Origin of the sequence: Nocardioides campestrisoli, from assembly GCF_013624435.2 — a bacterium.
Lineage (GTDB): Bacteria > Actinomycetota > Actinomycetes > Propionibacteriales > Nocardioidaceae > Nocardioides > Nocardioides campestrisoli.
The window spans coordinates 1,048,727-1,074,188 of record NZ_CP061768.1 but is presented as its reverse complement, the minus strand read 5'-3'; the positions used below and the strand labels follow the sequence as shown (position 1 = coordinate 1,074,188).

21 protein-coding genes and 1 pseudogene are annotated in these 25,462 nt (G+C 70.0%); 3 read left to right on the top strand and 19 right to left on the bottom strand.

Going from position 1 to position 25,462, the window contains the following annotated elements; translation table 11 throughout:
* Positions 1–20: 20 nt before the first annotated feature.
* The 13 genes from H8838_RS05150 to H8838_RS19940 all read right to left on the bottom strand — a co-directional run bounded on the left by H8838_RS05150 (position 21) and on the right by H8838_RS19940 (position 12,916).
* The gene (locus H8838_RS05150) at positions 21–497 is read right to left on the bottom strand and encodes a nucleoside deaminase (RefSeq protein ID WP_181311520.1); all 477 of its coding nucleotides are present in this window, start codon (positions 495–497) and stop codon (positions 21–23) included.
* On the bottom strand, positions 494–3,154 hold the full coding sequence (locus H8838_RS05145; RefSeq protein ID WP_185996389.1) for a molybdopterin-dependent oxidoreductase: 2,661 nt from the start codon (positions 3,152–3,154) through the stop codon (positions 494–496). Before H8838_RS05145 ends, H8838_RS05150 begins: the two co-directional genes overlap by 4 nt.
* Positions 3,151–4,005: an FAD binding domain-containing protein gene (locus H8838_RS05140; protein WP_185996388.1), complete on the bottom strand. Its 855-nt coding sequence runs from the start codon at positions 4,003–4,005 to the stop codon at positions 3,151–3,153. The genes H8838_RS05145 and H8838_RS05140 overlap by 4 nt, the downstream gene beginning before the upstream one ends.
* Entirely contained in the window at positions 4,005–4,832 is an 828-nt protein-coding gene (locus H8838_RS05135; RefSeq protein ID WP_185996387.1) for a MurR/RpiR family transcriptional regulator, read from the bottom strand. The genes H8838_RS05140 and H8838_RS05135 overlap by 1 nt, the downstream gene beginning before the upstream one ends.
* Positions 4,829–6,094 carry an allantoate amidohydrolase gene (locus H8838_RS05130; RefSeq protein ID WP_224766393.1) on the bottom strand — a complete coding sequence of 422 codons (1,266 nt, stop codon included), beginning with the start codon at positions 6,092–6,094 and terminating at the stop codon, positions 4,829–4,831. The genes H8838_RS05135 and H8838_RS05130 overlap by 4 nt, the downstream gene beginning before the upstream one ends.
* The gene (locus H8838_RS05125; RefSeq protein WP_224766392.1) at positions 6,091–7,320 is read right to left on the bottom strand and encodes a pyridoxal-phosphate-dependent aminotransferase family protein; all 1,230 of its coding nucleotides are present in this window, start codon (positions 7,318–7,320) and stop codon (positions 6,091–6,093) included. Before H8838_RS05125 ends, H8838_RS05130 begins: the two co-directional genes overlap by 4 nt.
* Complete coding sequence (allB, locus tag H8838_RS05120) at positions 7,317–8,699, bottom strand: allantoinase AllB (RefSeq protein WP_185996386.1); 1,383 nt, start codon at positions 8,697–8,699, stop codon at positions 7,317–7,319. Before allB ends, H8838_RS05125 begins: the two co-directional genes overlap by 4 nt.
* Positions 8,699–9,619, bottom strand: a complete 921-nt coding sequence (gene pucL, locus H8838_RS05115; RefSeq protein ID WP_185996385.1) for a factor-independent urate hydroxylase — start codon at positions 9,617–9,619, stop codon at positions 8,699–8,701. Before pucL ends, allB begins: the two co-directional genes overlap by 1 nt.
* Before the next feature lies 1 nt (position 9,620).
* Entirely contained in the window at positions 9,621–9,953 is a 333-nt protein-coding gene (uraH, locus tag H8838_RS05110) for a hydroxyisourate hydrolase (protein ID WP_185996384.1), read from the bottom strand.
* Complete coding sequence (gene uraD, locus H8838_RS05105) at positions 9,950–10,441, bottom strand: 2-oxo-4-hydroxy-4-carboxy-5-ureidoimidazoline decarboxylase (protein ID WP_185996383.1); 492 nt, start codon at positions 10,439–10,441, stop codon at positions 9,950–9,952. Before uraD ends, uraH begins: the two co-directional genes overlap by 4 nt.
* Before the next feature lie 70 nt (positions 10,442–10,511).
* On the bottom strand, positions 10,512–12,038 hold the full coding sequence (locus tag H8838_RS05100) for an AtzH-like domain-containing protein (RefSeq protein WP_224766391.1): 1,527 nt from the start codon (positions 12,036–12,038) through the stop codon (positions 10,512–10,514).
* A gap of 44 nt (positions 12,039–12,082) precedes the next feature.
* On the bottom strand, positions 12,083–12,565 hold the full coding sequence (locus H8838_RS05095; RefSeq protein ID WP_185996382.1) for a nicotinamide-nucleotide amidohydrolase family protein: 483 nt from the start codon (positions 12,563–12,565) through the stop codon (positions 12,083–12,085).
* A gap of 9 nt (positions 12,566–12,574) precedes the next feature.
* On the bottom strand, positions 12,575–12,916 hold the full coding sequence (locus H8838_RS19940) for a VOC family protein (RefSeq protein WP_224766390.1): 342 nt from the start codon (positions 12,914–12,916) through the stop codon (positions 12,575–12,577).
* A gap of 276 nt (positions 12,917–13,192) precedes the next feature.
* Between H8838_RS19940 and H8838_RS05085 the strand changes: the two genes are divergently transcribed.
* Positions 13,193–13,564, top strand: a complete 372-nt coding sequence (locus tag H8838_RS05085) for a YchJ family protein (protein WP_397181774.1) — start codon at positions 13,193–13,195, stop codon at positions 13,562–13,564.
* Positions 13,565–13,623: 59 nt separating this feature from the next.
* On the opposite strand, the gene H8838_RS05080 is transcribed toward H8838_RS05085, so the two are convergent.
* The 4 genes from H8838_RS05080 to istA all read right to left on the bottom strand — a co-directional run bounded on the left by H8838_RS05080 (position 13,624) and on the right by istA (position 20,511).
* Positions 13,624–16,458, bottom strand: coding sequence for an NACHT domain-containing protein (locus H8838_RS05080; RefSeq protein ID WP_185996381.1), 2,835 nt, complete (start codon positions 16,456–16,458; stop codon positions 13,624–13,626).
* 1,231 nt (positions 16,459–17,689) lie between these two features.
* Positions 17,690–18,124 (bottom strand): hypothetical protein, encoded by a 435-nt coding sequence (locus tag H8838_RS05075; RefSeq protein WP_185996380.1) that lies wholly within the window; start codon positions 18,122–18,124, stop codon positions 17,690–17,692.
* 324 nt (positions 18,125–18,448) lie between these two features.
* A complete protein-coding gene (istB, locus tag H8838_RS05070) occupies positions 18,449–19,267 on the bottom strand; it encodes an IS21-like element helper ATPase IstB (RefSeq protein ID WP_185996701.1) in 819 nt (272 codons plus the stop codon).
* Entirely contained in the window at positions 19,267–20,511 is a 1,245-nt protein-coding gene (gene istA / locus H8838_RS05065) for an IS21 family transposase (RefSeq protein ID WP_185996702.1), read from the bottom strand. Before istA ends, istB begins: the two co-directional genes overlap by 1 nt.
* Before the next feature lie 344 nt (positions 20,512–20,855).
* Between istA and H8838_RS05060 the strand changes: the two genes are divergently transcribed.
* Positions 20,856–21,590, top strand: a complete 735-nt coding sequence (locus H8838_RS05060) for a hypothetical protein (RefSeq protein WP_185996088.1) — start codon at positions 20,856–20,858, stop codon at positions 21,588–21,590.
* Positions 21,591–21,777: 187 nt separating this feature from the next.
* Here H8838_RS05060 and H8838_RS05055 read toward each other — a convergent pair whose 3' ends face one another.
* Together H8838_RS05055 and H8838_RS05050 are read right to left on the bottom strand one after the other, a co-directional pair.
* Positions 21,778–22,746: a hypothetical protein gene (locus H8838_RS05055; RefSeq protein WP_185996087.1), complete on the bottom strand. Its 969-nt coding sequence runs from the start codon at positions 22,744–22,746 to the stop codon at positions 21,778–21,780.
* A gap of 257 nt (positions 22,747–23,003) precedes the next feature.
* Positions 23,004–24,003 (bottom strand): annotated as a pseudogene (locus H8838_RS05050) (IS481 family transposase).
* 344 nt (positions 24,004–24,347) lie between these two features.
* Between H8838_RS05050 and H8838_RS05045 the strand changes: the two are divergent.
* Positions 24,348–25,403 carry a hypothetical protein gene (locus H8838_RS05045; protein WP_185996086.1) on the top strand — a complete coding sequence of 352 codons (1,056 nt, stop codon included), beginning with the start codon at positions 24,348–24,350 and terminating at the stop codon, positions 25,401–25,403.
* Positions 25,404–25,462: the final 59 nt, after the last annotated feature.

Genomic DNA, 25,462 nt, shown 5'->3' with positions numbered 1-25,462 from the left:
CCGCACCGCGAACGGAGCCCCTAGTACGCGGTGCGGTCGGCCTTGCCCAGCCAGGCGTCGAACGGCGCGGTGGCCCCGTCGATCCGGTGCCCGACGACCGGGCTGGGCCAGGTGACGGGATCGCTCTCGATCAGCTCGTAGAAGGCGTGGTCGTCGAAGCCGCCGCGGGCGGCGTCGTGCCGGTCGGCGGCGAAGACCACCCGGTCCAGCCGCGCCCACAGGGTCGCCGCGACGCAGAGCGGGCACGGCTCGCAGGAGGTGTACAGCACGCACCCGGCCAGCGAGAAGGAGCCGAGCCGCCGGCAGGCGGCACGGATCGCGGAGACCTCGGCGTGGGCCGTCGGGTCCAGGTCGAGCGTGACCCGGTTGACGCCGGTGGCGACCAGGGTGCCGTCGCGCACCACCAGGGCGCCGAAGGGGCCGCCGCCGGTGCTCACGTTCTCGGTGGCCAGCGAGACCGCCTCGGCCAGCCAGTCGTTGTCGTCCAGGTCCGTCATGCGTCCTCCTCGGTGGATGGCGAGATCGTCTGTGCGAGCCGCCAGAGCCGGTCCCGGCTCATCGGCAGCTCGTCGGGGCGTACGCCGAGCGCGTCACGCACGGCGTTGGCCACGGCGGGCGCGACCGGGTTGTACGGCGCCTCGCTCATCGACTTCGCCCCGCGCGGGCCGAGCCGGTCGTAGGTGTCGGCGAACAGCACCTCGGTGTGCGGCACGTCGGCGATCTGCGGCACCCGGTAGTCGCGCAGGGACGCGGTGGTGACCTCGCCGTCGCGGAGCACGATCTCCTCGTACAGCGCGCTGCCCAGGCCCTGGGCGACCCCGCCCTCGACCTGGCCGCGCAGCTGCTCGGGGTTGATCACCACCCCGGCGTCGACGGCCTGCACGGAGGTGAGCACCCGGAGCTCGCCCGTGGCGGGCGAGACCGCGACCCGGACGCCGTGCACGTTGAAGGCCACCGAGCGCGGGGTGCCGTGGTGCTCGCCGCGCCCGACCACCGGCCGGGTCGGGTCGGCGCCGGCGGCCAGCTGCTCGCGCACGGACCGGGCGGCCTCGGCGACCGCCATCCCGGCGACCACCGAGCCGGTGGAGCCGTAGGCGCCGGTGTCGTGCGTGGCGGCGTCGGTGTCGCCGCTGCGCAGCCGGACCAGCCGCGGGTCCACGTGCAGCTCCTCGGCGACGATCTGCACGTGCACGGTCGCGGTGCCGTTGCCGAACTCGGCACTCCCGACCGCCACCTCCACGCTCCCGTCGGGGAACCGGGTGACCGCCGCGTCGGCGTGGTGCCCGCGCGGCGGGATGGTGGCGATCATCGCCGCCGCCATCCCCTCGCCGACCCGCCAGTCCTCGCCGGCCGGCGGCTGGGCCGCGGGCAGGTCGCGGGTCTCGGCGAGGTGCCGCTCGACCAGGTCCAGGCACTGGTCCAGGCCGTAGCTGCCGAAGACCAGGTCCCCGGAGGCGGGCGCGTTGACCACGAAGTCGTCGCCCGGCACGACCACGTTGCGCCGGCGTACCTCCGCCGGGCTCAGTCCGGCCTTGCGCGCCAGCTCGTCCAGCGCGGACTCGATCGCGAAGATCACCTGGCCCAGGCCGTAGCCGCGGAACGCCCCCGACGGCACCTGGTGGGTGTAGACCGCCTCGGCGTCGACCCGCTTGTTGGCGCACCGGTAGAGCGCCACCGACTCGTGGCAGCCGTGGAAGAGCACGCCGGCGGCGTGGTTGCCGTAGGCCCCGGTGTCGCTGAGCACGTCGAGCCGCATCGCGGTCAGCACCCCGTCGGCGTCGGCGCCGAGCTCGACCTCGACCCGCATCGGGTGCCGGCACGGGACGCTGGTGAACTGCTCCTCGCGGGTCAGCTCGAGCTGGACCGGCGCCGGCGTACCGCGCTCGGCCAGCCGCAGCACCGCCAGCGCCACCACGTCCTCGACCAGCATCTCCTGCTTGCCGCCGAACCCGCCGCCGACCCGGGCGGTGGTCACCCGGACCCGGTCGCGGTCGAGGCCCAGCACGTGGGCCAGCTCGTCGCGGACCAGGAACGGGACCTGGGTGCTCGTGCGGACGACCAGCCGGCCGTCCTCGTCGAGCCAGCCGCGGGCCCCGTGCGTCTCCAGGGCTGCATGGGTGACCCGGGCGGTGCGCCAGGTCCCCGAGACCTTGTACGCCGCGCCGGCCAGGCCGGCGGCCACGTCGCCGACCTCGCCGTGGCTGGCGGCGACCACGTTGCGCTCCGGCTCGGCGATCCGGGCGACACCGGCGTCCTTGTCGCCGTGCACCAGGGGCGCACCGGGCGCCCGTGCCTCCTCCGGATCGAGCACCGCGGGCAGCACCTCGTAGTCGACCTCGATCAGGGAGACCCCGAGCTCGGCCAGGGCCACGGTGTCGGCCACCACCGCGGCGACCCGCTGGCGGCGGAACCGGACCACGTCGTCGAGCATCCGCATGTCGTCGGGGTCGTCGAGGCGGCTGTCGTGGCGCGCGGTCGAGTAGCGCGTCTGGGGCACGTCGTGGTGGGTGAGCACGAGCCGCACCCCGGGCAGCGCCTCGCAGGCGGCGGTGTCGATCCGGCGGATCCGGGCGTGCGCGTGCGGGCTGCGCAGCAGCTTGAGGTGGAGGACGTCGGTCTCGGGCAGGTCGAGGGTGAACGGCTCGCAGCCGCGCACCAGCCGCTCCCCTGCCGGCGCCCCGATGGATCGGCCGAAGGCCCCCTCGCCGGTGGGGCGGGTGTTGGTCCGCCCGGCGAGCGCGTCGCGGATGGACCGGTAGCCGGTGCAGCGGCACAGGTTGCCCTTGAACGCGGCGTCGGGCTCCGGCACGTCGACCCGGCCGTCCTCGCCGGCCAGCGCGGTGGCGGTGACCACCCAGCCGGCGGTGCAGAAGCCGCACTGGAAGGCACCGGCCTCGACGAACCGTCGTTGCACCGGGCTCAGCTGCTCACCGTCGGCCAGGCCGGCGGCCGTGGTCACCTCGTGGCCGACGGCCCGGGCGGCGGGGGTGACGCACGAGTGCACCGGCGTCCCGTCCAGCAGCACCGAGCAGGCGCCGCAGTCCCCGGCGTCGCACCCCTTCTTCACCGCGGTCCGTCCCGCTCCGCGCAGCCAGGTGCGCAGGCACTGGCCGGGCGCGGGCGTCCCCGGCACCGGGATCCCGTCGACGATCATGGCGTCTCCTCCCTGCCCGTCGACGGCCGCTGCCCCGCCGGCGCCGGCTCGGTCAGCTCGTCGAGCACCTCGGCGGCCAGGAGCCCGGTCACGGCGCGCCGCCAGTCGGCCGCGCCGTGGGCGTCCTCGTACCAGCAGTCGACCACAGCCAGGGCCTCCTCGAGCGCCCGGTGGCCGGCCCCGTGCGGCACCTCGAGCACCACGGGCCGGGTGGTCGCGGCGGTCACGGTCAGGGTGGTCGCGTGCGCGCCGGCGCGGCCCAGCACCAGGGCTGAGGAGCGGCCGCGCGGAGTGAGCGCCATCCGGCGTCCCGCGGTCCGCGCCTGCAGGACGGAGGCCGGCAGGTCGATCGCGCGGAGCACCTCGCCGGGGGCGAGCGTGGTGGCGCCGACCCCGGTGACGAACTCGGTGACGGGCTCGCGGCGCTCGCCGCCCTCGGGGGTCCAGACCAGGACCTGGCCGCCGAGCGCGGCGGTCAGCGCGAGCATCGCCCCGGCCGGCAGGGCGAGGCAGAGGTTGCCGCCGACGGTGGCGGCGGCCTGGATCTTGAACGACATCAGCAGCGCGTCCGCGCAGGTGCGGGCCAGCGCTCCCGGGCCCGGGGCCTGCTCGTCCCAGGGCAGTGCGAGGAGCTCGGCCACGGTGCAGGTCGCCGCGATCCGCAGGCTCCCGTCGCCCAGCCGCTCGTACGCCGGCCAGCCCAGGGTGGTCAGGTCGACCAACCCGGTGGTCCCCGGCTGCGGCTGGGAGAAGAGCCAGGTGCCACCGCCGAGCGGCCGCTCCCCCGGACCCAGCCGCAGGTCGTGACGACCGGTGGCCTCGCGGTAGCTGGTGACGGTGCCGAGGTCCATCACTCGACCTCGTGCAGACGCTCGTAGCCGCGGCTGATCGCGGTGACCCGGTCGCGCCCCTCCCGGCCCAGCGCCGAGAGCACGCCGTCGGCCAGCACGCTGACCAGGCTCATCGCGGCGGCGTAGGAGTCGAAGGCGAGCCCGGAGTGGACCGGGCACTCCAGCCACGGCATCCCGGGCGGCGCGTGCTCGACCCCGGTCGGGTCGGCGATCAGCACCACCGTGGCGCCGGTGGCGACGGCCTCGCCCACGAACCGGGCGAACCCCTCGGGCCGCCGGCGGAAGCCGCAGACCACGATCGCGTCGCCGGCGCCGAGGTCGGCCAGCTCCTCGCCCATCACCTGGCCGGGCAGCGGCGCGAGCCGGACGTCGCCGCGGGCCTGGGCCAGCTGCTGGCGCAGGTGCAGGGCGACCGGGTGGCTGTTGCGCCAGCCGACGACCATCACCCGGCCGGCGGTGGCGAGCAGCTCGACCACGCGCCCGAGCGTCGGCTGGTCCAGGGCCCGGCCGATCGCCTCGGCCTCGTGGGCGGCGTGGGCGACCAGGTCGGGCGACCCGTCGACCCGGCGCGGCTCCCCGGCGGTACGCAGGGCCCGCAGGTGCTCGCGCACCTCGTCGAAGTCGGCGTACCCCAGGCTGCGGAAGAGCCGGCTCATCGTGGCCTTGGAGACCCCGGCCAGGTCGGCGAGCTCGGAGGCGCGGTAGATCGCCAGGTCGTCGAGGTGCTCGAGCAGGGTGGAGGCGGCCCGCCGCTCCTGCGGCGAGAGCGCCGCGATCCGCCCGGCGATCCGCTCGTCGATGGGGGCACCGCTGCGCTCGCCACTCACTGCGCCACCTCCTCGACCGCCGAGTCGCCGTCGTCCAGCGCGTCGGCCACCGCGAGCACCGCGGCCTCGAACGCCTCCAGCGCCCGGGCGACGTCGACCTCGCGCACGTCCTCGCCCGGGTGGTGGCTGATCCCGTCGAAGCAGCGGACGAAGAGCATCCCGATGTCGGTCACCTGGGAGACCACCATCGCGTCGTGCCCGGCCCGGCTCCACAGCCCGAGCGGCGCGTGGTCGCCGGTGGCGGCGATGCCGCTGACCACGGCCTGGCGCAGCCAGTCGGCGGTGGGGGCGGCGGGCGCGGTGTGGGTGCCCACCACCTCAAGCGAGAGCCCGCGGGCGGTGGCGATCCGCTCCAGCTCGCCGTGCAGCGTCTGCCACATCGCGTCCCGCTCGGCGTCGGTGCCGGCGCGCAGGTCCAGGGTGAGCTCCGCCTCCCCGGGGATCACGTTGACCGCGCCGGGCCGCACCTCGATCCGGCCCACGGTGGCGATGCAGTCGGAGTCGCGCACCAGCTCCTCGATCCGGCTGATCATCTGCGCCGCCCCGACCAGGGCGTCGCGGCGCCGGGGGTACGGCGTCCCGCCGGCGTGCCGGGCCTCCCCGCGCACGGTGACGATGAACCGGCGCGCCCCGGCGATGGTGGTGACATAGCCGAGGCTGGCGTCGGCGGCCTCCAGCACCGGGCCCTGCTCGATGTGCGCCTCCAGGTAGCCGACCAGCTCCTCGGGCCGCCGGGCCGCCTCCCCGACGGCGTCCGGGTCCAGGCCGAAGGCGGTGAACGCCTCGCGCAGCGTGGTGCCAGCCGCGTCGCGCAGCTCCCACCACGACGGCTCCCACACCCCGGCCAGAGCGCTGGAGCCGAGCAGCGCCTTGCCGAACCGGGTGCCCTCCTCGTCGGAGAAGCCGACCACCTCCAGCGCGAACGGCAGCTCGGCTGCCCGCTCGCCCAGCCGCTCGGCGACCGCGACCGCGAGGACCACGCCGAGCATCCCGTCGTACCGGCCGGCGTCCGGGACGGTGTCGAGGTGGGAGCCGAGCAGCAGCGCCGGCAGTCCGGGCCGCGCACCCTCCCGGCGTCCGCAGACGTTGCCGGCGGCGTCCTGCCGGGGAGTGAGCCCAGCCTGCCGCATCCAGCCGGCGACCAGGTCGTTGGCGGCGCGGTGCTCGGGTGAGAGGTGGACCCGCTCGATCGCGTCGGGCCGCGCCGAGATCAGCGCCAGCTCGTCGCACCGGGCGAGCACCTGGGCGGCGTCGGCGCTCACGGGTAGACCTCGCAGGCGGCGCCCACCCCGCCCCCGGGAGTGACCGGTACGCCGGCGCCCCGCAGCACCTGCTCGAGCGCGGCCAGCGTGGTGAGCACGGCGTCCTTGCGGGCGTTGTGGCCCATCGTGCCGATCCGCCAGACCCGGCCGTGCAGCGGGCCGAACGAGGTGCCGATCTCGATCCCGAAGTCCTCCAGCAGCGCCGACCGGGCCCCGTCGCCGTCGACCCCGTCGGGGATCTCCACGGCGACCACGTTGTTCATCCGGTGCTCGGGGTCGCCGAAGACCTTCAGGCCCAGGCCCTGGACCCCGGCGAGCATCGCCCGGCCGTGCAGCTCGTGCCGGGCCACGGCCCACTCCAGGCCCTCCTCGACCAGCAGCCGGCCGCACTCGCGGGCGGCGTAGAGCATCGAGGTCGCCTCGGTGTGGTGGTTGAGCCGCCGGGGTCCCCAGTAGTCCATCAGCATCGCCAGGTCGAGGTAGTTCGAGGCGATCCGTACGCCCCGGGGCTTGTCGCCCTTCTCCACCAGACCCGCCTCCACGTGCCGCCGCCCCTGGATCACCGAGACCGCCCGCGACGACAGGGTGATCGGGGCGCTGCCGGACGGTCCGCCGAGGCACTTCTGCAGCCCGGCGGTCACCACGTCGAGCCCCCACAGGTCGGTGTCGACCTCGTTGCCGCCGAGCGTCGCGGTGGCGTCGCAGTAGAGCAGCACGTCGTGGCGCCGGCAGATCTCCCCGAGGTCGGCCAGCGGCTGGGCCATCGTGGTGGAGGTGTCCCCGTGCACCACGGCCAGCACCTTGGGCCGCACGGCGAGCACCGCCTCCTCGAGCTGCTCGGGGGCGAAGACCTCACCCCACGGCACCTCGATCGTGTGCACCTCGGCGCCTACCCGCTCCCCGATCTCGCGGAGCAGGTGGCCGAACCGGCCGAAGACCGGGACCAGCAGCCGGTCCCCGGGCTCGAGCAGCGAGACCAGCGCGGCCTCGATCCCGGCCCGGGCGGTGCCGTCGACCAGGAAGGTCTGCTCGTTGCCGGTGCGGAACACCTCGCGGTAGAGCGCCATCGTCTCGTTCATGTACGCCGTCATCGCCGGGTCGTACTGCCCGACCAGCGGCGCCGACATCGCCCGCAGCACCCGCGGGTCGGCGTTGATCGGGCCGGGGCCCATCAGCAGCCGCGGGGGCGGGTTGATCGAGCGCGCCTCGGCGTGGGCTGTCATCATCGGGAGTTGCTCCTCCGGGTCAGCTGGCGTCCCCAGCGGTGGTCTGGTCCGTCGGTGCGGCCGCGGACGACCGTCTGCACCACCCGGCCGGTGAGCCGTCGTCCGTCGTAGGCGGAGACGGGGTTGCGGTGGGCGAGCCGGGCGGCGTCGACCACCTGCTCGGCGTCGGGGTCGAAGAGCACCAGGTCGGCGTCGGCGCCGACGGCGATCCGGCCCTTGCGGTCCAGGCCCTCGCCGCCCTCGCCGCCCTCACCGCCCAGGCCGACCAGGTCGGCGGTGCCCTGCGACATCCACCGGCTGACCTGCTCGATCCCGATGCCGCGGAGCCGGGCCTCGTGGGCGACCGCGGTGAAGCCGACCTGGAGCCCGGCGATCCCGCCCCAGGCCTGCTGCAGGTCGCCGCCGCCGCGGGTCTTCTCCGCGACCGTCGCGGGCGAGTGGTCGGTGACCACCACGTCGATCACCCCGTCGAGCAGCGCGGCCCACAGGGCGTCGCGGTTCCCCTCGTCGCGGATCGGCGGGCAGCACTTGAACGCCCCGTCGCCGTCGGGGATGGTCTCGGCGGCCAGGCACAGGTAGTGCGGGCAGGTCTCGGCGGTCAGCGCCAGCCCCTCGGCCTTGGCGTCGGCGACCAGGTCGAGCGCGCGGGCGCTGGAGAGGTGGAGCAGGTGCACGCGCGCCCCGGTCTCCCGCGCGGTCCGGACGACCTGGGCGATCGCCGCGGTCTCCGCCTCGTCGGGGCGCGAGGCCAGGAAGTCGGCGTACGCCGGGCCGGGGCGCGCCGGTGCCCGGTCGAGCACCGCCGGGTCCTCGGCGTGCACCACCAGCAGCGCGTCCAGCCTCGCCACCTCCCGCATCGCGGCGGTGAGCTGGTCGGCGTCCAGGTGGCCGAACTCCTCGACCCCCGACGGGGAGAGGAAGCACTTGAACCCCATCACCCCGGCCGCCCAGAGCGGCTCCAGCTCGTCCAGGTTGCCGGGGACGGCGCCGCCCCAGAAGCCGACGTCCACGGCGACCCGGTCGCGGGCCGCCGCCTGCTTGGCGCGGAGCCCGGCGACCGTCGTGGTCGGCGGGACCGAGTTGAGCGGCATGTCGATGAGCGTGGTGACGCCGCCGAGCAGCGCCGCGGTGGTGCCGGTCTCGAACCCCTCCCACTCGGTGCGGCCGGGCTCGTTGACGTGCACGTGGGTGTCGACCACCCCGGGCAGCACGTACGCCGGCTCCGGCGCCTCCAGCACCAGGCCGTCGACCGGGTGGTCGTACGGCTCGATCCCGGTGACCACGCCCCGGTCGATCAGCACGGTGGCCGGGACCAGCTCGTCGCCGACCAGCACCCGCCGCCCGCGGACGGCGTCCGGGCCCGCCGGCAGGTCGCCCATCAGCAGAAGCCCGGAACGCCGGCCCAGGCCCGGGGCTCGTCGGGCTCCCCCTCGCGCTGCACGGTGGCCTGGATCAGCCCGTACGGGCGGTCGGCGGCGAAGAAGACCTCGCCGGGGTTGTCCAGGCCGAACGGCTCGAGGTCGACCAGGAAGTGGTGCTTGTTGGGGCAGGAGAGCCGGATCTCGGCGACCGCCTCGCAGGCCTCGAGCACCGCCTTGCCCATCTCGAAGATGGTCTGCTGCAGCGCCAGTGAGTGCACCCGGGCGAAGGTCTCCAGCAGGATCGTCTCGATGGCGGCGTAGGTGGCGTTGAACTCCTCGGCGCCCATCGCGGCGGCCGCCTCGGTCCGGTAGCGCCAGCGGGCGGTGACGCTGGTGGCGAGGATCCGGTCGCTGGTCTCGGGCAGCGTGGTGAACCGGTCACGCGGGAAGCCGGAGAACTCCGACCCGGTGGTCTTGGCGACCGTGCAGTCGGTGAGACCGGCAAGCACGAAGAGCTCGTCGCCGTCGGCCTGCACCACGGCGGTGCGGGTGGCCCGACCGGTACGCCGGAACGCGTGGTCGTGGCCGGTGCCGTCGACGGGGATCCGCTCCCAGGCGTACTGCTCGGCGGAGAGCAGCGTGCTCTCCACCCAGGCGGAGTCGCCGACGAAGTGCCGGGCCAGGGTGGCCAGGAAGGTCTCCGGCGCCGCGATCCCGTGCTCGCGGGCGAACCCGTAGACGGTGTTCTTCTGGCTGTCGGTGGCCAGCACGTGGCTGTTGTCGCCCTCGGTGTGGCAGGCGGCGAAGTCGCCGCGCAGCTGGGTGGTCACGTTGAGGTCGGTGACCTCGTGCACCGGGGTGTCCCGGTCGACCCGGACGAGGCGGCACTCGGCCTTGCCGTACTGGTTCGGTCCGAGGACCGCGTCTCCGAGCGCCATCTCAGCTCCCCCGGTAGGTGGTGTACGCGAACGGGCTCAGCAGCAGCGCCACGTGCAGGTGCGGCTGCTCGCCGGTGACCTCGAAGGCCACCTCGACGTGCGGGTGGAAGTGGTCCCGGTCGGCGGCCGCGAACCAGGCCCCGGTCTCGAACCGCAGCGTGTGCGGCCCCGGCGCCAGCCCGGGGTCGAACCGGATCCGCCCGTCGTCGTCGGTCTCGGCCTCGGCGAGCACGGCGCCCGTGGCGTCGGCGAGCCGGACCCCGAGGCCGGCGGCCGGGACCCCGAGCGCCGCGTCCAGCACGTGGGTGGAGCAGGTGGTGAGGTCCCGCGTCATGACAGGAGTCCTTCCAGGCGCAGCAGCGCGATCTCTGCGAGCTGACCGCTGGTCACCTCGAGCTCGGTGGCCGGGTCGTGGCCCAGCCGTTCCTCCAGCAGCGCGAGGATCTCCGCGGCGCTGCGCCCCGCGGCCCGGACCAGGAAGATCCGCCCGAACCGCTCCTCGTAGGCGCGGTTGCCCGCGCGCAACCGGCGTTGCAGCTCCTCGTCCTCGCGGTCCACCCCGGACTGCTCGCGGGCGGAGAGCTCGGCGCTCGCGCCACCCGGGTGCCGGTCCCCGATCCGCGGGTGGTCGGCCAGGGCGGCCTCTACCTCGGCGCCGGTCCAGCCGGCCGCCAGGGTCCTGGCCTGGTCGAGCAGGGCGGCGGCGCTGGCGTACGGGCGTGCGTCGACCAGCGCGCGCACCCAGGAGTCGACGTCCGCGCAGGTGCGCAGCAGGGCGCCGGCCTCCGCCGGGTCCAGGTCGTTGAGCTCATCGATCCGCATCGTCGCCTCCTCTCGGCCTGAAACTAGGTGGCCGATGTAAAGCGGAGCGGGAACGCGCGTTTCAGCGAGGTTACGGTTCGAGCGGCTTCGTCTCGCGGCGTACGGCGAGGTCGAGCAGGTCCCGATCCCGTCCGGGGGCGGCGACGAAGCAGACCCCGCAGGGCAGGCGGTCGGCGGTCTCGGTGGGGACGCTGAGGGCGGGCAGCCCACCCAGCCCGGCCAGCAGGGTGAGCCGCAGGGTGGCGGTGCGTACGTCGTCCAGGGGGGCGCCGAGCCGCGGGGCGACCGACGAGGCACTCGGGAGCACCAGCACCCGGTCGCCGACCAGGTCGCGGATCCGGTCGCGTGCGCCCGCCACCACGGCCTGCGCCCGGTCGGCGGCCTCGCGGGTCACGGTCGAGGCGGTGCGGAAGCGCCCGGCCACGTCGGGGCCGAGCGTGTCGAGCCGTCCCTCGACCCAGGCGCCGTGCTGCTGCCAGGCGTCCCACGCCTGGAGGGTGCCGAAGGCGTCGTGCCACTCGGCCAGGGGCAGCTCCCAGCTCTCCCGGCGGGCCTCGGGCACGGCTGCGGTCACCGCGCCGGCGACCTCCGGGGTGGCGAGCGCGAGCAGCTGCGGCACCACGACCAGCTCGTCGGAGCCGCCACTGGCGTCGGTCGGGGCGGGCAGCAGCACCTCCCCCACCCGCCGCAGCAGGTCGGCGTCCCGGGTCAGCCAGCCGACGGTGTCGAAGGAGGGCGCCAGGGGCAGCAGACCCTCCCGGGAGACCAGGTCGTGGGTGGTCCGCAGGCCGTACAGCCCTTGGTAGGCGGCGGGCACCCGGATCGAGCCGCCGGTGTCGGTGCCCAGGCCGATCGACGCGTGGCCGAGCGAGACCGCACTCGCCGAGCCCGACGAGGAGCCGCCGGGGATCCGGTACGGCGCCCTCGGGTTGGGCGCGGCGCCGTAGTGGGCGTTGGTGCCGGCCAGCGACCAGGCGAACTCGTCGGTGCGCGCGATCCCGCGGACGTCGGCGCCAGCGGCCAGCAGCTGCTCCACCACGAAGGCGTGCTCGGGCTGCACGGGTGCGTCCGCGAGCCATGCCGGGTTGCCGGCCCCGATGCGTTGGCCGGCCACGGCGTACAGGTCCTTGACCGCGACGCTGGTCCCCGTCAGAGCACCGGCCGCGGTGGCGGGCACCAGTGGGTCGCCGACCACCCGCCAGATCCGGGTGTCCAGGGCGGGCGGGGGTACGGCGACGTGTGCGGCGCTGACCGCCCAGCCGGAGTCGAGCCGGGTCCACAGCTGGGTCTGCTGGCCGCGCCCGCCGCGGGCGAGCTCGGTGACCGCGACCACCAGCGCGTGGTCGTCGTCGACGACCTGCACGTGGGTCTCGACGATCCGCCGGGCCGGGGCACCGCCACGGGCGCCGCGGAACTCGCTGATCGTCGCGTGGCCGACGAGCAGGCCGTGCGCGTCCCCGCGCAGCGTCTCCGGGCCGGGAGCGAAGAGCCGGTCGAGGGCCTCCAGGTCGTCGGCCATCAGCGCCCGCTCGTAGGCCCAGAAGGCGTCCATCAGGCCGTCGGGGACGCCCGATCGTGGCGGCGGGGTGCTGGTCACGCGCACACGCTAGGGCGCCCGTGTGACGTGCAGGTTTCGCCGCATCAGGCCTTCTGCTCGGCGACCCGGATCGCCTGCAGCAGCCGCTCGAGCGCCATGTTGCGCACGCTCTCGACCACCTCGGCCGGGTCGCCCTCGGCCTTGACCCAGTCGGTGGACTGCTCGCCGCGCGCCCACATCCCGATCACCGCGGTGCCCGCCGGGTGCCCCTCCTCCTCGCCGGGGCCGCCGGCGCCGGTGGTGGAGACGACGAAGTCGGCCTCGAGGGCCTTCGCGGCGCCGGCCGCCATCTGGGCGGCGCACGCGTCGGAGATCAGGGGTCCGGGCTCGACGCCGAGCAGGTCGAACTTCACCGCCGGCATGTAGGCGACGACGCCGCCTCGGCACCAGTCGGCCGCACCCTCACCCTGAGCGAGGGCGGAGGTGATGGCGCCGCCGGTCAACGACTCGGCTGCCCCGATGGCGAGGCCGTGCTCCGCGGCGAGCTCGGCGATCTGGTTGACGTACTGGGAGAAGTCTTCAGCCATGCCGGGCTCTTACCCGGGGTGGTGGTCGGTGATGCAGTACGCCGACCCCGCCGGGTCGCGCAGCTGCGTCCACTCCTCGTACTCCTCGGCGATCTCGGCGCCGAGTGCGACGTGCCGGCGCACCTCCGCCTGACGGTCGTCGCAGCCCAGGTCGAGATGAGCGCGCGCCGGACCGTCCGGCTCCTCCAGCCGTTGGAGCAGCACTCGCAGCGCGCCGATCCGGGGGATCCAGCGAAACTCCTCCTGCGGCGTCTCCGTCTGCCGCCAGGCGAGACCCAGGACCTTGCTCCAGAAGTCGCACTCGGCGTCGTACGTCGAGGCCGGGACGTCGAGGCAGATCTGGTCGACCATGCTGCGCCAGACGCCTCCCTCGTCGTCGCGCCAGGTCGCGGGTTCGGGTCGAGGTGGGGGCGCGCCTCCCTCTCCCCAGCCGCTGCACCCGCAGGTGGTCGTCGCCGGTCGGCGGGACCAGCGTGGCGAACTCGTCATCCTCGCCTCGGGTCGGCGAGAGGCCGTAGCCGCTGACGTCGCGCCAGAACCCGACCGTGCGCTCGAAGTCCGGTGCGGGCAGGTCGAGGAAGACGCTGAGCCAGGTCGGATTCATCTCGGGGACGGTAGCCTCGAAGCGTGCTGGTGCGGAAGTGTCCTTGTGGATCCGGAGCGGTCTACGACACGTGTTGCGGGCGGTTCCACCGCGGCTCCGAGCGACCTGCCACCGCCGAGGAGCTGATGCGCTCGCGGTACAGCGCGTTCGTCATGAACGAGCCCGACTACCTCTTCACCACCTGGCACCCGCGGACGCGGCCCGACCGCGTCACCCTCGACGACCCGACGGAGTGGACGGGCCTGGAGATCCTGGACGTCGTCGCGGGTGGCCCCGAGGACGACGAGGGGGTCGTGGAGTTCGTGGCGCGCTACGAGGGCGGTCAGCTGCACGAGCGGAGCCGGTTCGCCCGGCGGGCCGGGCGGTGGATGTACGTCGACGGGGACGTTGGCTAGAAGGGCATTCCGCCCAAAATGACGCGCGGCCGAGTCCCGCCATTGGTGGCGGTAATAGCTCAGAGTTCGACCGGCCGTCGCCACAGGATCGGCATAACCGTGTCGCGTAGCCCCGCAACCAACGCCGGGCATGCGTCGGCAACATGGACTAGTGCCGCCTCACAGACGAACGCGACGTTCGGATCCGAGAGCAGTTCAGCCAGCTGAGCTGTGGTCTGGGGTCGCGCCCCGGAGTTCGCCATGTTCTCAACGCACGCTGCAATCTCGTTGAGCGCGTCCCGATTCTCGTCATCGGCGTACCCGTTCAACGTGGCGTGGAACTCCGCCCAATCTGATACCGGCTCGGGGGGAAGCGACACTTTCGGGTTGCGCTTGAGTCTGTCTAGCGCCGCGGCTTCGGGGTTCAGGCGGCTGTACCTCGGATTGAAGTCCCTCAGCACTCCGAACCAACGCTGAATAGAGGCGGCGGTGTTGCGAGCTACGGAGGTCCCACCGAGGGCGGCGCGGAATCCGTCAACAATCAAGGTGGAGACGGCACTAGTCATGGCGACGGCGCCCGCGAACTGGCTGGCGATGACGAGGCCGTCTTGGGGTTCGGGCGCTTCGAGCAGCTTGAGCGAGCGCGTCACGAGTGGATGAAGATAGATCGGCTCTGTCGCCATGCCGTCGTCCACGATCTCGAGGGCCAGGGCGGGGCCGACCGGCACGACCGCTCCGAGCCGTTCAGGCGCGTCCTCGTCAATTGTGAGGACGAGGCTTGTCACGGCCTCCTTCTGGTGGGGCTGCGGCTCCGAGAAGTAGCGGCCTGCAGCGAACAGGAAGGTGTTGCGCCAGTGGGGCGAAGCACCGATCCGACGCAACTTTGGGATGGCATCCTCGAGCGTCCCGGTCGTCAATGCGAGCGCCGCCATCATTTCTTGCAGCGATCTCACCTCGTAGCCAAAGCCCCCGCCTGCTTGCGGCGTGATGAGAACCAGACGGTGCGTCGCGGCGGCGATGATTCGGTCGAGCAATCCCTTGTCAGCGTTCGACGGGTCGTATCCGGAGGCCTTCAACACGTGCCAGGCGGTGTCGCGCAGTTCCTCGGGCGACATCACCGAGTCAGCGCCGGTTGCGGTCTCTGCTTGTTGCTGCAGAGTCAGCCCGACCCTCCGATGCAAGTCCAGGACTACCTGCGCATAATCACGGAGGAGGGCGGAGTAGCCGAGCTCCTTGGTTTGCTCTCGTTGCTCGACGACCTTGTAGTAGCCCCAGAAAAGTGCGTAACGACTCGGTGAGAACTGCCGCGAGGTCTCAGCGATGATGGTCATAATTAGGACTTGCAACGGCGTACGCAGGAGATGCTGGAGGGCGTCGTCCTTTGAGGCGTCTTGTAGAAGTTCCACGACGCCGTCCCTGCGGGTCCGGTCGCTCGGTATCCGCACCCTCGCGACCCGTCGTCCGTACGCGAGGGCATCCTCGATGGTCAGGTCTGCAAGATCCACGCGCGAGAACATGGTCGAAGGCATGTCGTCCACGTAGCCGGTCGGGCGAGTAGTGACCACGACAAGCATGTCGGCGTCCTTCGATTCGGCTTCGGCGACAAAGGCTTCAACGTCGGCAACAAGGGTCTTACGGACCGATGGCTCGGTCACCTCGTCAAGTCCGTCAAGAACGATGAACGAGGGCCACGTTTGCAGCCACTTCCACAATGCCCACCGCGGGACGTCCTTCGATGCGACCTGCCGCGTTAGGTGACTCGCGATCCAGTGGAGAAGCGTGTAGTCCTCGTTTGCCGCTTGTGCGATCGCGAACTTCGCTAGGTCGACGCGAATCGGCCACCGTCGACTTGCCGGCAAAGCTCGACCCATCGACGTCAGCGCGCCCTTAGTGCCGTTTACTGCCGCTTGGTGTTCGTCGCCGAGATCGTCAGATTCTGCGACAAGCGCTGCCCGGTAGGCGTGCACAAGAAACTTGCTGACGGTGGTCTTGCCGTTGCCGGGAGCGCCCACAACGACCAAGTGCCGCGGCTTGTCGTGGGTCGTGATCGTCGGTTTTAGCATCCTGTCGCCGTGGTCGAGCGTGTACCGAATAACGCGCTCCGTGGAAGGCTCGTCATCCACTAGCACCGGCAAGTCAACGGCGACCTGCTCCACCGGCACGCCCTTGGTTTCGCCCCCCGCTTCGTCGAAGTAGACGTTGCGCTCATTGACCAAGGCCCATCGAGCATGGTCTCGTAGCGCACCGCCGATCTCGTCCTGTTTCAGATGCGTCGAAAGTTGCGTCAGGTCGGCAAGCACGTCCCCAGCGGTCAGGAACCCGTCAAACGCGCGGCGCACGCCCTCGTGCGCGTCAAGGAGACCGTCGATCTGGTATCCGTCCCAGATGCGCCATGCCCGGAGATTTCGCATACGGTCGCGTCGGGCCTCGCGCTCCTTGCGTGCCGCCAACTTGTCATGGCCGCTCAAGTGGTCTTCGGCGGTCGAGTCATTGAGTCCATTCAGGTACCTCTGAACGGCGGCAACGACAGTGTCGAAGCCGCCCTTGTCCTGCGTCGGGGTCAGCGGAACGTTCGTCACGAACACCAAGTAGTTCGGCACGTCGCCGCGCTTGGTGTCGGGGCTTGACCATTCGACAAGCTCCGTTCGGATCTGCTCCCGAACCCATGCGGCGTCCTTCTTGGGGCCCTCGAGCGTCGCCTTGTGCTTGACCTGGAACATCGTGGTGCCATCCCACGACTCGGAACCGTATTGGTCGTTGGCCGTCCAGACGACCACGCCTTTGGCGAGCATGTCGCGGCCACCGTCGCGCCCTCGTCCCATGGGGCGCACGTGCGCACCGAGGACCCTGATGGCAAGTGCGGCGGCACAGTCCTGAAAGCCAAACGGCCCCAGCCGCTGAAGGTCGTATCTCAAGCCACTCTCCCATCCCCGGTCGGATGACATCTTCGCGCAAACCACTGACGACACCATCGAAGGCGAAGCTGCGACACGCCGTTGAGCCGAAGAACCACTGGCGGCGCATGCCAGGCAGCGCGGCTTGCCCGGAACCGCCAGACCGGCTGCCGATGTTGTCTGCACGGACGTCATCGCGATCTACGACCTTCCCGTACCAATCTGGGTCACCCGCGCCACGCTGGGAGCCACGTATCCGAGCGGGTACGAAACGGTCCGATTCGACATCGTGATGCCGGTGGATCATCCGCCCGTCGGCGCGGCCCCAGCGCTTGAGGCGCTCGACCAACCCGACGCGGCGCGCGACCGCGACGGCGAGCTAGTCGTGTGGACGCAGGAATACGGCGCCTTCATCCCCGAGTCGTTGCGACCTGCAACGGCTCTGCTACGCGTGGTAGTGACCGGCGTCGAGGCCGCAAAGCATCCAACGAGGACTTGGGCAGGCCTCGACGATCGCCTCGTCGAAGTCATCGCCGCCTGGTTCGACCAGGTTCGCACTTGGGTCGAGGTGCTAACCGGCCCAGGACCTCGACCCACAACACCGCGTTTACGACGCCGAGGCCGTCGCGCCAGGGTTGAACTTCATCTCCCCGCCGCACGACGGGAGTCTCGCGTTGACGATTACCACTTCGCGCATTCGGCCGGTACGGGCCCAAGAATGGCGAATGGTCATGGCGGCGGTACGTGACGGGCGCGAGGTCCCGCTGGAGGAGTTGCTAAGCCGGGACGCCCGTGCTGCGCGCGCGTGGCTCCAATCGCCGCGCGATCATTGACGCTGCGACGGCGGTCGAGGTCTTGCTAGCGAGGGAAGTCACATCACGTGCCGACGAATTGCCGAAGCCTCAAGTCCAGCGCCTTGGCCGTAAGCCAATGTTCGGCACACTTATCGACATCGCCGAGGTCTCAGGTTTGGCCTTCGCGGTTCCCTTCGCGCAGTTGCGTGAGCTAAACAGCGCTCGCGTCGAGGCTGTCCACCATGGCCGAGGCCGAAGCGCGTGGGAAACCGCCAACCTAGTTCAGATCGCGACTGACTTCCTGGGCACCCACGGTCCGTACCGCCGCTCGGGAGTGTCAGAGCCCGACGGCTCCGAATGGGTGATTCATGACGAAACGGTCTCGCACACCCAAGGTCCAGCAACTTAGCCCTGAGGTGCGCCCTATCGCCGGGGTTGAGTGCGCAGGTCCGGCGAAGTTAGTCGCCAAAAGATGGTTCCTCGATGTCGAGCCCTCGCCTCATCTCCACGAGAAACAGACGCTCATTAGTGTCGTACTGCCGCCACTCAGCAGCAGATGCATCTTGGGGCTGCGTCTCCAGTGCCCTGGTGAGCGCGTTGTACATCCCCCGTGCTTGTAAGTGCGATTCGGCCGAGCCGAACGCCTCAACGACAGCAAGACGGCTCAGCAATTCCTTCGACGCCGTCCCATGCTTGGCTGAAGGGTATGGCGGGTACCTGAACTCATTCTCAAGCTCGGTCGCCTCAGTCAAGAACCCCAAATAGGCCGACTGAAGACGCTCTTCCCCGCGTGTCTCCGCCGCATCGTCCAGTGCCTGCTTGGTAGTCGTGAGCGAGACAAGCCCACCGATCACGCTTCCTGCAAGTGCCGCGCTGGCCGCGATCGCCGCCACCTTTAGTTCGATAGTTGCCACACGTGAGGGTTTCACACGGGTTCTGTTTCGCTTGCGCCGGTGCGGCCATGGATCATGCTGCGCCCTTCCGCCGCCTGTAGGAGACAGGGACGCGTGTACTCAAAGACGTGACTGCTCCTCACGAGGCGGCCTGCCGCGTCATTGCTTTGATTTCGGCACGCGGAGGCATCTCCCTCGGGCACGATCGCTGACATGGAGATACTGCTGGGCCTCGCGCTGCTCGCCGTCTTGATCTGGGCTGTCGACGCTCCCCGAATGTTGGGCCGGTTCTGCTCTTTGGAAGTTAGGCCACTTCGGTGTTGGTCATTGTGCCGTGTTCTCGGCTCGTGCTGAGGGAAGTGTCGCGATGCCGGTGTCCTTGAGTCGGTAGGAGCTGCCCTTCAGCGTGAGGACGTCGGCGTGGTGGACGATGCGGTCGATCATGGCCGCGGCGACGACTTGGTCGCCGAATACGTCGCCCCAGCGGGCGAAGGGCAGGTTGCTGGTCAGGATCAGTGAGGCGTGTTCGTAGCGTGAGGACACGAGCTGGAAGAAGAGGTTCGCGGCGTCTTGCTCGAAGGGGATGTAGCCGACCTCGTCGACGATGATCAGCCCGTAGCGGCGTAGCCGGGCCAGCTCGTTGCCGAGTCGTCCGGTGGCGTGGGCTTCTTGGAGTCGGGTGACCCAGTCGGTGGCGGTTGCGAACAGCACCCGGTGTCCGGCGTGGGCGGCCTTGATGCCCAGTCCGATGGCCAGGTGGGTTTTCCCGGTCCCGGGCGGGCCGAGGAGCACCAGGTTCTGGGCGGCGTCGATGAACGTCGCGGTGGCCAGGTGGGCCACGACGTCACGTTTGAGGGCGGGTTGGTGCTCAAGGTTGAAGTCCTCGAGCGACTTGCGTCCGGGGAACCCGGCGGCACGGATGCGGTGCTCTGCCCCGGCGGCGTCGCGGGCCGACACCTCTCGTGACAGCACCGCTGCCAAGTACTCCTCGTGGGTCCAGGACGCCTCCCTCGCTTGGTCGGCCAGCCGGGTGGCGGCTTCCCGGATCCGGGGCGCCTTCAACGCCCGGGACAGATACTCGATCTGCTTGACCGACTCCACGGACGCGCTCGTCGCGGCGGCGGAGCTCTTCTTGGTGGGCATCAGGCCACCTCGCCGTTGGTGTCGTCCAGTCCGCCCTGGTCGGGCAGGTCGACACCGAAGGCGGTGTCGTAGTCGGCCAGGTCGCGCAGCAGGTCACTACCGGTCGGTGCCGCCGGACGCCCGTAGTCCTCACGCATCCGTCGAGCGGTGTCCACGTGGGCCGGGTCGGTGATGGTCGCGGCAGTGCCCCAGCTGCGGGCATGGTTGGCCACGACCTGGTCCTGGCAGGTGACCTGCACGGTGGACAGGTCGGCATGGACCTCGACCATCCGTCCGATCACGGTCGGGTCGACGGAGTAGTCGTTGCCGGCGACCCGGACGTAGTAGTCGCGTGGCAGCCGGACCCGGGTGTGGAACCCGGTCGCGGGTGGCATCGGGGGCAGAGCCAGCATCGCGGCCCGGTCGATCGCTGCCAGCTCGGCGGGGCGGCCCCCGAGTCGCCGCACGGTGCGGGCGTTGGCGACCGGGAGCCAGGCGGTGAGTTGGGTGTTGAAGTCCGCGGGGCTGGTGAAGGTCCGCCCGGGCAGGAACGAGGTTTCCAGGTAGCGATTGGCGCGTTCCACGATCCCCTTGGACTCAGGGTCGAACGGTTTGAGCTGCACGATCCGGGTGGCCAGGGTGCCGCAGAACCCGGCCACCCCTTCGGCGTAGCGGTTCCGGCGCCCGATGCCTGCCTCGTTGTCCCAGATCAACCTGTGCGGCACCGCACCGAGCTGGGTCAACAACAGCTCCCACATGCCGGCCAGCAGGTCACCGGTCGTACGCGAGGGCAGCATGGTCGCGGTGATGAACCGGGAATACGAGGACACGATCACCAGCACCGGCGGGGCACCAGATTGTCCTGGACCCAGCGGGATCATGACCGGTGGGAACCACAGGTCGCACTGGGCCTGATCGCCGGGCCGGTACTCCAACCGGTCCGCAGGGTCGCGGGGTGCGTAGTCGACCCGCAGCACCGCGACCTGTTTGCGGAACCACGACGTCGACCCTTGCCAGCCCACCCGTTCGGCCAGCACTGAGGCCGGCATCGTCGGGAACTCCTTCAACAGTTCCCGCACCCGCGGCTCGTAGACGTCGAACACCGAGGGCGCCTTCGGTCGGACGTACCGCGGCGGGGCAGGGGAGTTCACCGCCCTCGTGACCGTGTCCCGGGCGATCCCCAGATGCCTGGCTATCGCCCGGATCGACATCTGCTCCTGCGCATGCAGACGCCGGATCTCAGCCCAGTCCTCCACTGTCATCACCCAATCCATCGTGGTCGGGTGGCCTACTTTTCGGAGAGCGCTACTGGCCTAGATTTCGAGGAGCGTCGACATGGGCGACGCGCAGTAGCCGAGATCGCACAGAGCCGAGGCGCGGGTCACGCGCCGCGAATCGATCGTCGTCTGCCTCGAAGGGAACGAGCCTGTTCGAGATCGAGTCACAGTTCCGCGATGAGATTGACAGGTCTGTTCAGCGTGATCTCAGTCCTCGATCTGTCGCGCCAGAACTTCGTCGAGTTGAGCGAAACGCGTCCGCAGACCATCTGCCTCCATCCCCTGTCGGCCGCGGCAGGGAAGCATGGTCACCGCGGACGCAGCAACTGGAAGTGGCGGGCGAGTGGTACCGAGCCGAGAACCTTCGCGCCTTATTCGCCCGCCACGCGAAGGTGTCGGAGTCCGGCACCGAGATCCGGCTACCGGCCGTCCTCGTTCCCGATGCCGCCAACCCGCACGATGCCCAGGCCGTCGCAGTGTTCGTCGATGGCCTCCACGTTGGGTACATGGAGCGCCCGGATGCCAAGAGGTACCACCGGCACATCGTGGGATTGCCCGGCGGCGAGCTTGTCGTGGCCTCACGACAGTGGCTCAGGGCGTCAGCGGACGACACCTGGGCGCGGGTCACCCTGTCGTTGCCCCTGCCGGAGCATCTCCAGTGCCCGAACCCGTTCGGGCGTGACTGCGTCAGCCTCCCTCCCGGCTCAACGATTCAGGTCACCAAGGAAGAACAGTTCATGGAGCACCTGATCGACCTCCTCGACAGGTATGGCAGCGACACAGTGGTCGCAGCGTCCCTTCGATCCGTCATCGAGAAGCGGCCACGCTCGTCCGTAGAGGTTGTAGCGGTCGACATCGACGGACAACAGGTCGGTGTCCTGTCGCCGACGCAGACCGCAAACTTCATGCCGCTCGTTCGGAGAGCCGAGGCAGAAGGCAGGCAGGTCTATTGCCGAGCTTCCCTGCGCGGCAACACGTTGAAGGCCGACGTCGCGCTCCACGCCCGGAAAGCACACGAGCTCGACGAGACAGAGTTGCAGGAACTTTTCGAGACTCGTTCCAATTGAGCAGGCAGCATCACACGCGCGCTGCATGAGACCAAGGTTGCTTCTGCCCGACTTGAGCTTGAGTGCTCGTGCCACCCCGCCCGGGAAGAGCTCACACCGTCGCTCGCCGCCGCCCTGACGTCGCGCCACTCCAACCGTCGTTCAGCTGCCTCAGTCGTCGTGACTTGAGCAGACCAAAGCGGCCGTTCTACCCCGTACGTACGCTCGCGCGTGTCTCATGTTCGACGCCCTCTACGTCGTGCCACGTGACCACGCACATTGCCTGCGTTCGGGAGCCGAGCGCCTGAATCAGCGGAAAGGAAACCGAGCCACGCGGAGGAAGCAGTTCGATGTGCTGGCTTGCAGTCCTGCCGAGGTCGAAGTCGTCGACGACGGCGCCCGCTCCGTCTTCGAACCGCAGCGATATGTCCGAGACGGGCGTCGGCAACGTACTTTCTATGACCAGACGCCAGCGGCGTCGTCTGCGCGGCCTCCCTCGTTTGTCAGTCACGGACGATTCCGAGACCTCAACGCGGGGCCATAGCCCTCGTTCGAGCACGTCCCCCCCGTTATTCGCGGTGACATTCGCCAGTGTCTCCGGCTTGCGCGGCGCGACGTCGCGATCATCAACAGGTGCAGTAAGGCCGGCGTCAGCTTCCCTCCTTTGCTTCCTCGCGAGGAAGGTCAGGACCAAATCGATCTCACGTCGCAGCTCGTCAGGAGTCGCGTACGACTTAACGAGTGCTTTCGAGTACAAGCTCCCGATGTACTGGTCTAGGGCCTGTTTCTGAGTCAGACCAGCAGGAGTTGTTATGGGGGGGCGCGGGCACTCGTTCCGCAGCACGGCGACGTCACGCCCCAAACCAAGCAGAAGGTCGATCTCTTCTGCCGTCCCCGACGGGAAGTCGCGGGTCGGCGTTCCCATCCGGTCGCTGAAAACCACCAAACCGGCGTCAGACTCGTCGACGATCTGCGCGTTCAGGACGGCCTGTGCATAGTCGCCGACGCTGGCAGCGGCATTGTCTTTCCAGTCCACAACGCTGAAGTGCACCCCGTAGATTCGGCCGTGGTCGGCGTTCCACGAGCGGGTTTGGTCCAGGATGATCTGACGGTGATTTCTGTCGAGATCGCTCGGAGAAGACAGGAGGATCTGCGTAACCAGGGCGCTGTATGACACTCGGACCTCCGTACTGACGATTGGACGCTGGACGGGCGCCGAGCGTTGGCCACTCCAACCCATTCTGACAGCGCGCCGCTCACAACTCATGGGGGTTGCCCCACTTCGCCGCGAGCGGGGTCCCTTGCTCCTTCTCCCCATCCTCGACGGCCACGGAGTGCTCCCGCCTCACTGCTCGGGTGCCACGTCAGTCAGGCTCTCGCTGAGGACAGAGGCAAGTGAGACTGGCTGTCTGTGACGCCACGGTCGACGCCCCGCTAGCTGTGATGCCCAGCCAGGTTGTTCAACCTGGTGATGGGTGAGGTCTTCCCGATGGCCGAGTGGGGCCGGTGGTGGTTGTACTGGTGGACCCATGCTGGCAGAGCGGCGAGTCGGGCGGACTCGGAGTTGTAGAACTTCTTGAACGCCCAGCCCTCGGCCAGGGTGCGGTGGAAGCGTTCGATCTTGCCGTTGGTCTGGGGTCGGTAGGGGCGGGTCTTCTTCGGCGTGATGCCGAGGTCGGCGCAGGTCTCGCGCCAGAGGTTCGATTTGTAGCAGCTGCCGTTGTCGCTGAGCACTCGCTGCACGGTGACCCCGCGTTCGGCGAACCACGCGACCGCGTTCTTGAGGACCGCGGCGGCGGTCTCCTTGGTCTCGTCGTCGTGGGCCTCGACGTACGACGCGGGAGTGGTCGTCGATGACGGTGTGCAGGTAGCAGGTACCGATGAGCGGGCCGCGGTACTTGTTGCGGGGTTTGTCCGGTGTCGCGGCGCGGTTCTTCTCGCCTTGCTGCCGCCCGACGTAGCGCCAGCCGCCGCCGTCGGGGACCTTGCCGAGCTTCTTGACGTCGACGTGGAGCAGGTCGCCGGGCCGCTGGTGCTCGTAGCGGCGGATCGGCTCCCCGGTCGCGCGATCGAGGTGGGTCAGCCGGTTGAGACGGCAGCGGACCAGGACCGCGTGCACGGTCGAGGACGCCATGTTGAGTCGGTCGGCGATCTCGACCGGGCCGAGTCGCTGTTTCCAGCGCAGGTGCACGATCTTGCGCACCATCGGTGCCGGTGTTCGGCGCGGCTGATGGTGTGGTGCCGAGGACCGGTCGACCATCCCGGCCGGGCCCTCGGTGCGGTAGCGCTCGGCCCACTTCTTCGCGGTGCGCCACGAGACGTCGTAACGCTCGGCCGCGCGAGCCGGTGGCCAGCCGTGGTCGACGATCAGGCGGGCGAGTCGGAGTCGGGCGCGTGGGGTCAGTGCTGCGTTGGAGTGGGTAGCGTGGGCCACGAAGGTCTCCTTCGGTGCGGAGCGGTTCCTAGATAGCTCCACTCCACACCGGGGAGGCCTTCGTTCATCTACAGATCAGATCGTGTCGTCGCACGATCTCGACCAACGTGCCTGGGCATCACAGCTAGCAGACCGCGTCACACCGTCGCGGGAGCCGTCACGCTCGTTGGTCCAAGCTCGAGCTCGGCTGTGGCGGACATGCACGGGGCGCCCAAGTGTGTTCACCATCAGGCCGCGCATCTGCTTCTCACGCCAGCGTATTCTCGGAGCACCATCTCGCAGAAACCCTCCTACAGTGTCCGGATCGGGCCTCTCGACCAGCCCTGGTGTCGGATACTCATGGGGTGCCCCAGATCCGCGCCATCGTGTTGGACTCGAATGTGTTCGGCAGGAGCGCCCAACCCAACGTGAAGACGATCGAACAATGGGTTGACGCGTGCTCGCAGCATGAGGCAGAGCTATGGCTCTCCGAGATCGTCGTCCATGAACTGGCCCAACATGCGGTCGAAGCTCATGAGAAGGCGATGAACGCGTACGACGCACATCGCCGCGCTATGGAGAAGTGGGGCATCGAGGCAGCCGGCCCGATGTCGGCTATCGACACCGACGACCTCTCATCGGCCATAGAGGGCGCGGGGGCTGTCATCGTTCCTCTCGAAGGCGCCGATGCGAGAGACGCACTGCTAGATCAGGTTCTTCTTCGAGGCGCGGGCCAGCGTAAGTCGGGCGTCAAGACGGGGGCCGCCGACAGCGCTTGGGTGCGTTCCGTGGTCGCCTATAACGGCGGTGACAGCGACGGCCTGATCGTTGTGACTGCGGACAGCCACGCACTCGAACAGACTTGCGCGGACGTCGGCGTCGAGGTTCCGAGGCATGCGAAGAATCTCGGTGAACTCAGGCACCTCCTCGACGAATCGGAGACCGCAACCGAACCGTGGCTTTCGCTCTTCAGGGACTGGGTTCAGGACCATTTCGTTATCTCGTCACACGGGCGGAGCACTGGCACTCCCGGCGAGGATCTCGAGTCGCTCGCGGATCTTGGCTCTCGGAATTGGTGGGATCTACCGAATCTGCCGGACGACGGCTATGAGGCGTGGGAGCAACAGGATGTCACAGTCAGCAATGTCCAAGCCGCGGAGATCTTGGGTGATGTCGAACATGATCGTTGGTCCGAAAGTTTGAGCGCTCGTGTCGAGCTGCAGGTGGACGTCGAAGAGCAGTACGCCCGGCAAGATGCATCCGGCCACCATGTCGAGTACGCCGCACGCACATACCCCGCTCGCATTCGTGGAACCTTGCAGGCATCCCTGGACGACGAGTCGTTCGACTTCGACGGATTGCTGGAAGACGTTGAGTTTGCGACCGTCCTTTCGACCGAGGTCGACTGGCAATCGATGTAGGGCCCGTCGCCCGCAGTCGTTAGCCCGAAGGCGCCGGGGGACGACTGCGTCTATCCCCC

Coding starts and splice junctions, on each gene's coding strand:
- H8838_RS05150 (WP_181311520.1), bottom strand. CDS start 497: ATGACGGACCTGGACGACAACGACTGGCTGGCCGAGGCGGTCTCGCTG.
- H8838_RS05145 (WP_185996389.1), bottom strand. CDS start 3,154: ATGATCGTCGACGGGATCCCGGTGCCGGGGACGCCCGCGCCCGGCCAG.
- H8838_RS05140 (WP_185996388.1), bottom strand. CDS start 4,005: ATGGACCTCGGCACCGTCACCAGCTACCGCGAGGCCACCGGTCGTCAC.
- H8838_RS05125 (WP_224766392.1), bottom strand. CDS start 7,320: ATGATGACAGCCCACGCCGAGGCGCGCTCGATCAACCCGCCCCCGCGG.
- allB (WP_185996386.1), bottom strand. CDS start 8,699: ATGGGCGACCTGCCGGCGGGCCCGGACGCCGTCCGCGGGCGGCGGGTG.
- pucL (WP_185996385.1), bottom strand. CDS start 9,619: ATGGCGCTCGGAGACGCGGTCCTCGGACCGAACCAGTACGGCAAGGCC.
- uraH (WP_185996384.1), bottom strand. CDS start 9,953: ATGACGCGGGACCTCACCACCTGCTCCACCCACGTGCTGGACGCGGCG.
- uraD (WP_185996383.1), bottom strand. CDS start 10,441: ATGCGGATCGATGAGCTCAACGACCTGGACCCGGCGGAGGCCGGCGCC.
- H8838_RS05095 (WP_185996382.1), bottom strand. CDS start 12,565: ATGGCTGAAGACTTCTCCCAGTACGTCAACCAGATCGCCGAGCTCGCC.
- H8838_RS19940 (WP_224766390.1), bottom strand. CDS start 12,916: ATGGTCGACCAGATCTGCCTCGACGTCCCGGCCTCGACGTACGACGCC.
- istB (WP_185996701.1), bottom strand. CDS start 19,267: ATGCCCACCAAGAAGAGCTCCGCCGCCGCGACGAGCGCGTCCGTGGAG.